This window comes from Streptomyces sp. NPDC059564, from assembly GCF_042735575.1.
GTDB lineage: Bacteria > Actinomycetota > Actinomycetes > Streptomycetales > Streptomycetaceae > Streptomyces.
Map to the genome: position 1 here is coordinate 1 of NZ_JBHWBP010000394.1, position 6,698 is coordinate 6,698.

Consider the following 6,698-nt stretch of genomic DNA (forward strand, 5'->3'; position numbering starts at 1 on the left):
GGCCGCGGCCGGTGCTCACTTGACGGAGACCTGCGAGATGTCGAGGACGCCGGTCCAGTCGCTGATGACGACGTTCTTGACGTCCTTGCCGACGAGCCGCTTGTAGACGGGGTGGAAGAGCGGCACGTCGAGGGCCTGCTCGCCGATCTTCTTGTCGAGCGCGCCCCAGCGCTTGCCCGCCGCCGCGAGGTCGGTGAGCTTGGCGATCTCGTCGATCTCGGTGTTCACGGCGGGGTCGTTCAGCTGCGCGTGGTTGTAGTTGGAGCCGTTGGTGACGATCTGCCGGCCGTCGAAGATCGGGGCGAGGAAGGGGCCGCCGGAGGGCCAGTCGGCGCCCCAGCGGGAGAGGAAGAAGCCGGGGGTGTTCTTGACGTCCCAGCGCTTCTCGTTGAAGGCGTTGGTCTCCAGGCCCTCCAGCTTGACGGTGATGCCCGCGGCGGCGAGCGCCTGCTGGACGGCGGTGGCGATCTCCGGGCTGGTCTGCCGGTTCGGGGCGTTGGAGTGGGTCAGGGTGACGGTGAGCCCGTCGGGGAAGCCCGCCTCCTTGAGCAGTTCCCTGGCCTTGGCCGGGTTGCCCGTCCTGCCCGCCGGGAAGGGGTCGTAGGCGGTGAAGCCGAAGGCCTCGCGCTCGGGCAGGAAGGTGGTGGCCGCCTCCGCGAGGGCGGAGCCGCCCGCGGCGTTGACGACGCTGGTGCGGTTGACCGCGTAGGAGATGGCCTGGCGGACCTTCGGGTTGTCGAAGGGGGCCACCTTCGGGTTGAAGGCCAGGTAGTTGACGTAGCCGAAGTGGCCGGTGCCGACGCGCGCCTCCAGCTCCTTGTTCGAGCCGATCTGGGCGAGTTCGGCGGGTCCCAGGTTGGTGTCGGTGGTGACGGCGGCGGCGTCGGCGCCGGAGCTGGTGGACAGCCGCTGGTTGATGACGGCGGCGTCGAGGCCGGAGCGGACGTCGATCTTGTCCGGGTAGGCCTTGCGCTCCTCGTCGGTCTTCGGGTCCCAGTGCTCGTTGCGCTCCAGCAGCAGGGTCTCGCCGTCGTTGGTGTTCTTGACGACCTTGTACGGGCCGGAGGAGAGGGGGTGCTCCTCGTACTTGGCGCCGTTGTCCTTGGCCTTGGGGACGGGGGCGAACTGCGTCTGGGTGGCGAGGAAGGGGAACTCGCCCTCGGGCTTGCGGAGTTTGAAGACGATGGTCTTCGCGTCCGGCACCACGATGGAGTCGAGGCCCTTGCCGCCGTCCTTGTACGGGCCCTCGTAGGTCTCGCCGCCGACGAGCCAGTCCCGCAGGTAGGGCGCGCCGCCCGACAGCTCGGCGGCGAAGGAGCGCTCGATGCCGTACTTGATGTCGGCGGCGGTGATGGGGCTGCCGTCCTCGTACGTCAGCCCGTCCTTGAGGGTGTACGTCCACTCGGTGGCGTCCGCGTTGGGCTTGCCGGTGTCGGTGGCCAGGTCGGGCACGACCTTGGCGCCGGCCGGGCCGTCCTCGCGGTTGCGGGTGGTCAGGGTGCGGAAGACCAGCGAGGGAACGTTTCCTCCGCCCGAGGTGTACAGGCGGGCGGGGTCGAAGTCGCTCTGCGGCTCGTTGTTGAGGACGGTCAGGGTGCCGCCCTTCTGCGGGGCGGCACCGGTGGCCGGACCGCCACCGGCGGAGGCCTTGTCCGCGCCGTCCTTGGGCCCGCAGGCCGCGGCGCCCCCGGCCAGTACGAGGCTGACGGCGAGCGCGGCGACGCGGCGCGATATGTGGGACTGACGCATGGGAAAAGGGACCTCTCGGCGTGCTGCGCGCTGCTGGAAGCGCGTGCGGGATGCGGAATTCGGGATGCGGGAACGGCCGCGCGGGGGAGGCGGCGTTCGGGATCACCGGTGGAATGCGCACCGAGAAGGAAGGAGCCGCGCCCGCGGGCAGGAGGCCCGGGCGCGGCGAGGCGGAGTCGAGGAAACCTGATCGCGCGAACGGGCGGGCGTCAGCGACAGAAGATGTCGGCCACGCTGTGCGCGGCCACACCGAGGAGCGCCAGCTCTATGGCGGCGCTCGCGGCGGTGGTGTGGCGGTGCGACATGCGGAGAACAATTACCGATCAGCGGACGGGCTGTCAACGCGCGATCCGGTCACCGGCCCGCATTCTCCGGTCAACTTCCGGGGAATACCCAGGGATTGGGACGGCAGTGAATGTTGTCGATGTCGAGGGATTTCGTCTGCTGCTGCATGATCGGCGCGAGCGCGCCGGGCGTCTGGCAGCTCACGTGCCCGTGGCCGAGCCGGTGGCCGACCTCGTGGTTGATGAGCATCTGCCGGTACGCGAGCATCTGGTCCGCGCCGTAGGTCGGCGAACCCTGCGCCCACCGGAAGGCGTTGATCATCACGCGCTCGGTCGCGGCGGAGTCGCAGGAGACGTTGTCGACGGTGGTGTCCAGGCCCGACTTCGCGCACCAGGTGCCGGTGGTCCCGGGGCTGGCCAGGGTGACCACGAAGTCGGCCTCGCCGCCCGGCACCCGCTCGAAGGTCATCGCACCGTCGTGGCTCCAGCTGCGCGGGTCGTTGAGGGTGCGCTGCACGGCCTCGGCGAACAGCTGCGGGTCCAGGCCCAGGCCCTGCTCGACGTCGACCCGGTAGTGCCACACCTTCCCCTTGCCCGGGGCCTTGGCCACGCCGGGCACGGTGTCGAAGAGGCCGGGGCCGGCGAGTTTCGCGTCGATGGGCAGCTGCCGCGCCATCTGCTCCTCGTACGTGGGCTGCGGCGCGGCCTGCGCGGGCGGGGAGGCGGGGGTGGGGCGGCCGTCGGAGCGGGAGGCGGCGGACTGCCCGCTCAGGGCGCGGTCGGCGCCGTCGTCCCCGGAGGCGCGGGCGCTGCCGGCGGTGGAGTCGTTCTCGGTGGCCACCTGGCCGGCCACGACGACGGCCAGCACGGTGGTGACGGCCGCCGCGGCCATGCCGGTGTACGTACGGATCCGCGTGCCGCGCCCGTTCGGGGGCTTCTCGGCTTCGGCCGGTTCCCCGGGCCTGCGCGGGCCGGGCACGCGGCGGTGGGAGCCGGTGGAGGTGAGGGCGTCCGGCTCGGGCGGCGCGGCCACCGGGGTGACCCGGGGGAAGCCCGCCGCCGGGGTGTCGGTGTCCCGGACGGACGGCGGGGTGTGCAGGACGGTCCGGGGGACGCCGCGCCAGTCCCCGTAGACGGCGCCGGGCGCGGGGGCCGGTCCGGCGCCCCAGGCCCCGCCGGGCTCGCGCTGCTCGGGGTGCCCGCCGGGGCGGGCGCCGCGCGGGCCGGGGCGGGCCGGGGGGACGTGGCCCCGGTGGCTGACGGTGGGCTCGGCGGTGCCTGCGCGCGGGCCGGGGGCGGCCTCGTAGGGGCCGGGGGCGGGCACGTACGGCTCGGGCCGGAACGCCTCGGGCCGGTACGGCCGGGAGCCCTGCCGCTCGGGCTCGTACGCCCCGAGCCGGGGCGGTTGCGCCTCGGGCCGGGGACCCTGCGGCTCGGGCCGGAACGACTGGTGCGGGTACGGCTGGCCCGCCTGCAACTGGGGCTCGTACGGCCCGGACTGGTACGGCTCGGGCCGGTAGGACGGGGGCTCGTACGGTCCGGGCGCCTGCGGCCCGGGCTCGTACAACTCCCCGCCGTACGGCGCCGACGCGCCCGGCCCGGGCTGCGGCGGCCCCGCCTCCGGCCGCGGGCGGGCGGGGGCGGGGTCCTTGCGACTATGTCGTCCCACGGTCTCAGCCCTTGCCGTCTTCGGTGTCCCGGTCGGTGTCGTGCAGCAGCTCCCGGAAGGCGGCGGCCACCACCTCGGGGTACTCCATCATCGCCACGTGCCCTGCCTCGGGCAGGCTCAGCAGCCGCGAACCCCGGAAGGCCGCGGCGGCCTTGCGCGCCATACGGTACGAGACCAGTTGGTCCCGGCCACCGTAGACCAACAGCGTCGGCGCGAGCACGCGCTGCGCCTGGCGCCACAGGCCGTGCTGTCCGCCGAGGGTGTAGGCGTCGACGATCCCGCGCGAGGAACGGGTCATCGCCTCCCAGAAGTACGGCAGTTCCATCCGCCGCCGCATCTCCTCGACGGCCTGCAGGAATCCCTCCTCCGTCACCCGTGAGGAGTCTCCGTAACAGAGCTCCGTCACCCCCCGGGTGCGCTGCTCGGCCGTCAGGCCCCGCGTGAGGCGCCCGAACAGGGATGCCATTCCCGGTACGGCGAGCAGGGCGGTGGGCACGGCCGACTTCTGCACGCGCAGTTCGGGCAGCGCGGGCGAGACGAGGGTCAGGGTGCGCACCAGGTCGGGCCGGACGGCGGCGACACGGGTGGAGGCGGCACCGCCGAGGGAGTTGCCGAAGAGGTGGACGGGCCCGCGTCCGGCGGCGTCGAGGTGGCGGATGACCGCGCGGGCCAGCCCGGTGACGGAGTAGTCCCGGTCGGCGGGCGGGGCCGACCAGCCGAAGCCGGGCAGGTCCAGGGCCTCGCCGTCGACGGTGTCGGCCAGCCGCTCCATGAGCGAGGACCAGTTCTGCGAGGACCCGCCGAGCCCGTGCACGAACAGCGCGGGCGGCAGCCCCTCCCGCACCGGTGGCCGGAAACGTACGTTCATTTCGAGGCCCGGCAGCGCGACGGTGCGCAGCTGCTCTCCTTCGGCCACCCGCACGGCTCCCACCTGGGAGATCGGCTCGACGGTGGACCGCACACCCGGCAGCTCGGTCGAAGACATGGGCCAATGTTACGAGACGATCACGCCGACCCCCCTTTCTTCGCTTGTGTTGGCGGTCACAAGACCGCCTGGCGTCGGGCCCGCGATCCTCCTAGGCTCTAAGTGGGACACGAGCGAAGGCGAGGGGAGCGGCATGACTGTCGACCCTGCGGAACCCGACACCTTCCGGGAACAGCTACGGGAATCGCTCAGCGCGGAGGCTCCGGAAGCGGACGCCGCGGAGCAGCACACCGAGATCCAGCCGCAGGAGGACGATGCGCTCGTCGGCCTGGAGCCGCTCGAAGCCCCGGAGGCGGACGCCGCCGAACAGGCCCGGGTGGTCCCGCTGGACGAGGACGACTACCGCTGACGGGCGCTGACCAGCGTGTCAACGGTGTGTCCGTACGGTCCGTACCGCGAGAAAACTCGGCTTGAACCCACCAGATTCGGTTACCGAAAAGTACGATGGCGGCGCGGCGCAGAGCGCACTGTGTTCTTGAAGAAAGTGGGAGGCGGCGTGACAGCCATCGAGCAGACCGAGGCAGCGCGTCCGCGGGGCACGCGACTGCCGCGCCGTGCCCGGCGCAACCAGCTCCTGGGCGCGGCCCAGGAGGTGTTCGTCGCGCAGGGTTACCACGCTGCGGCGATGGACGACATCGCGGAGCGCGCCGGCGTCAGCAAGCCGGTGCTGTACCAGCACTTCCCCGGCAAGCTCGACCTCTACCTGGCGCTGCTGGACCAGCACTGCGAGGCCCTGCTGCTGGCGGTGCGCACGGCGCTGGAGTCCACCAGCGACAACAAGCTGCGCGTGGCCGCGACCATGGACGCCTACTTCGCGTACGTCGAGGACGAGGGCGGCGCGTTCCGGCTGGTCTTCGAGTCGGACCTGACGAACGAGCCGGCGGTGCGCGAGCGCGTCGACCGGGTCTCCCTGCAGTGCGCGGAGGCCATCTCGGACGTCATCGCCGAGGACACGGGCCTGTCGAAGGACGAGTCGATGCTGCTGGCCGTGGGCCTGGGCGGCGTCTCGCAGGTCGTGGCCCGCTACTGGCTCTCCAGCGAGAGCCCGGTCGCCCGTGACACGGCGGTGGGCCTGCTGACCTCGCTGGCCTGGCGCGGCATCGCCGGTTTCCCGCTGCACGGCACGGAGGTCTGAGCGGCCCGGGCCGGGGCCTGACCGGCCGCTGTTCGCTGCGAGCGTGTCCGCCGCGAGCCGATCGTGTCCCCTCTCCGGGCTAATGTGGACCGGGTACGGCGCGGCTGATCGCGCGAACCGGACCGTCGGAGGGACAAAGCCGTGGAGGTCAAGATCGGCGTGCAGCACGCACCCCGGGAGATCGTGCTGGAGAGCGACCTGAGCGCCGAGGAGCTGGAGGCCGTCGTCGCCGCCGCGCTGTCCGGCCAGTCGCCGCTGCTGAGCCTGACCGACAACAAGGGCCGCAAGGTCCTCGTGCCGTCGGACCGCCTGTCGTACGTCGACCTGGGCGAGCCGAACGTGCGCAAGGTCGGTTTCGGCGCTCTCTGAGTCACCGGGAACCGGGCTCCGGTTCCCCCACGATCGGCCCGGCGGTAGTTCCGCCGGGCCGTTTCCGTTTCTTCCGCTTCGGGTAGGACCGCAGTGACCCGGTTTGCCCTGACGTATGGGAGTGACCTGATGCTGCTGATGGAGGCGCTCGGCTCCGGCCTGCTCGGCCTCGCGCTGGCGGGCGCGGCCGTGCGCGTACTCGCCAAGCGGCTGCCGTCCACCAGAACAGTGCTGGTCAGCGGGGTGTCGGGGGCGCTCTTCGGGGCTTATCTGACGCACACCGCGCTCGGTCCGGGGCACAACACGCTGGCCGCGACCTTCCTGGGCGGCCTCGGCGTGTCGGCCGTCGTGCTCTCGCTGCTGCTGCGGCCCGCGGCGGGTTCCGGCAGATCCTCCAGGCGGCCTCCGTTTTCGCTCCCGTCGCGGAGTTGAGCGGCGCTGGAGCCTGACCCGCAGCCCGGCCTGAGGCCCAGTCGTACGTCGGCCCCGGCCGCGGAGGGTTCCCCC

At 72.5% G+C, this 6,698-nt stretch carries 8 protein-coding genes; 4 read left to right on the forward strand and 4 right to left on the reverse strand.

Going from position 1 to position 6,698, the window contains the following annotated elements:
* Positions 1-15: 15 nt before the first annotated feature.
* From ACFV0Q_RS36240 to ACFV0Q_RS36255, 4 genes are all read right to left on the reverse strand, one after another.
* On the reverse strand, positions 16-1,749 hold the full coding sequence (locus ACFV0Q_RS36240; RefSeq protein WP_385011474.1) for an ABC transporter substrate-binding protein: 1,734 nt from the start codon (positions 1,747-1,749) through the stop codon (positions 16-18).
* 209 nt (positions 1,750-1,958) lie between these two features.
* Complete coding sequence (locus ACFV0Q_RS36245; protein ID WP_323178900.1) at positions 1,959-2,054, reverse strand: Ms4533A family Cys-rich leader peptide; 96 nt, start codon at positions 2,052-2,054, stop codon at positions 1,959-1,961.
* Between the two features lie 70 nt (positions 2,055-2,124).
* Positions 2,125-3,702 carry a DUF3152 domain-containing protein gene (locus tag ACFV0Q_RS36250; protein ID WP_385011476.1) on the reverse strand — a complete coding sequence of 526 codons (1,578 nt, stop codon included), beginning with the start codon at positions 3,700-3,702 and terminating at the stop codon, positions 2,125-2,127.
* A 4-nt stretch (positions 3,703-3,706) separates the two neighbouring features.
* Positions 3,707-4,687: an alpha/beta fold hydrolase gene (locus ACFV0Q_RS36255; RefSeq protein WP_385011478.1), complete on the reverse strand. Its 981-nt coding sequence runs from the start codon at positions 4,685-4,687 to the stop codon at positions 3,707-3,709.
* A 133-nt stretch (positions 4,688-4,820) separates the two neighbouring features.
* On the opposite strand from ACFV0Q_RS36255, the gene ACFV0Q_RS36260 reads away from it, so the two are divergent.
* The 4 genes from ACFV0Q_RS36260 to ACFV0Q_RS36275 all read left to right on the forward strand — a co-directional run bounded on the left by ACFV0Q_RS36260 (position 4,821) and on the right by ACFV0Q_RS36275 (position 6,623).
* A complete protein-coding gene (locus tag ACFV0Q_RS36260) occupies positions 4,821-5,036 on the forward strand; it encodes a hypothetical protein (RefSeq protein WP_385011479.1) in 216 nt (71 codons plus the stop codon).
* A 147-nt stretch (positions 5,037-5,183) separates the two neighbouring features.
* Positions 5,184-5,822, forward strand: a complete 639-nt coding sequence (locus ACFV0Q_RS36265) for a TetR/AcrR family transcriptional regulator (RefSeq protein WP_385011481.1) — start codon at positions 5,184-5,186, stop codon at positions 5,820-5,822.
* A gap of 141 nt (positions 5,823-5,963) precedes the next feature.
* Positions 5,964-6,191: a DUF3107 domain-containing protein gene (locus ACFV0Q_RS36270; RefSeq protein ID WP_385011483.1), complete on the forward strand. Its 228-nt coding sequence runs from the start codon at positions 5,964-5,966 to the stop codon at positions 6,189-6,191.
* Positions 6,192-6,320: 129 nt separating this feature from the next.
* A complete protein-coding gene (locus ACFV0Q_RS36275) occupies positions 6,321-6,623 on the forward strand; it encodes a hypothetical protein (protein ID WP_385011484.1) in 303 nt (100 codons plus the stop codon).
* The last annotated feature ends 75 nt before the right edge of the window (positions 6,624-6,698 follow it).

What these genes read in the sequence shown, in the direction of transcription:
- ACFV0Q_RS36275 (WP_385011484.1), top strand. Translation starts at nt 6,321, where the DNA reads ATGCTGCTGATGGAGGCGCTCGGCTCCGGCCTGCTCGGCCTCGCGCTG.
- ACFV0Q_RS36260 (WP_385011479.1), top strand. Translation starts at nt 4,821, where the DNA reads ATGACTGTCGACCCTGCGGAACCCGACACCTTCCGGGAACAGCTACGG.
- ACFV0Q_RS36245 (WP_323178900.1), bottom strand. Translation starts at nt 2,054, where the DNA reads ATGTCGCACCGCCACACCACCGCCGCGAGCGCCGCCATAGAGCTGGCG.
- ACFV0Q_RS36240 (WP_385011474.1), bottom strand. Translation starts at nt 1,749, where the DNA reads ATGCGTCAGTCCCACATATCGCGCCGCGTCGCCGCGCTCGCCGTCAGC.
- ACFV0Q_RS36255 (WP_385011478.1), bottom strand. Translation starts at nt 4,687, where the DNA reads ATGTCTTCGACCGAGCTGCCGGGTGTGCGGTCCACCGTCGAGCCGATC.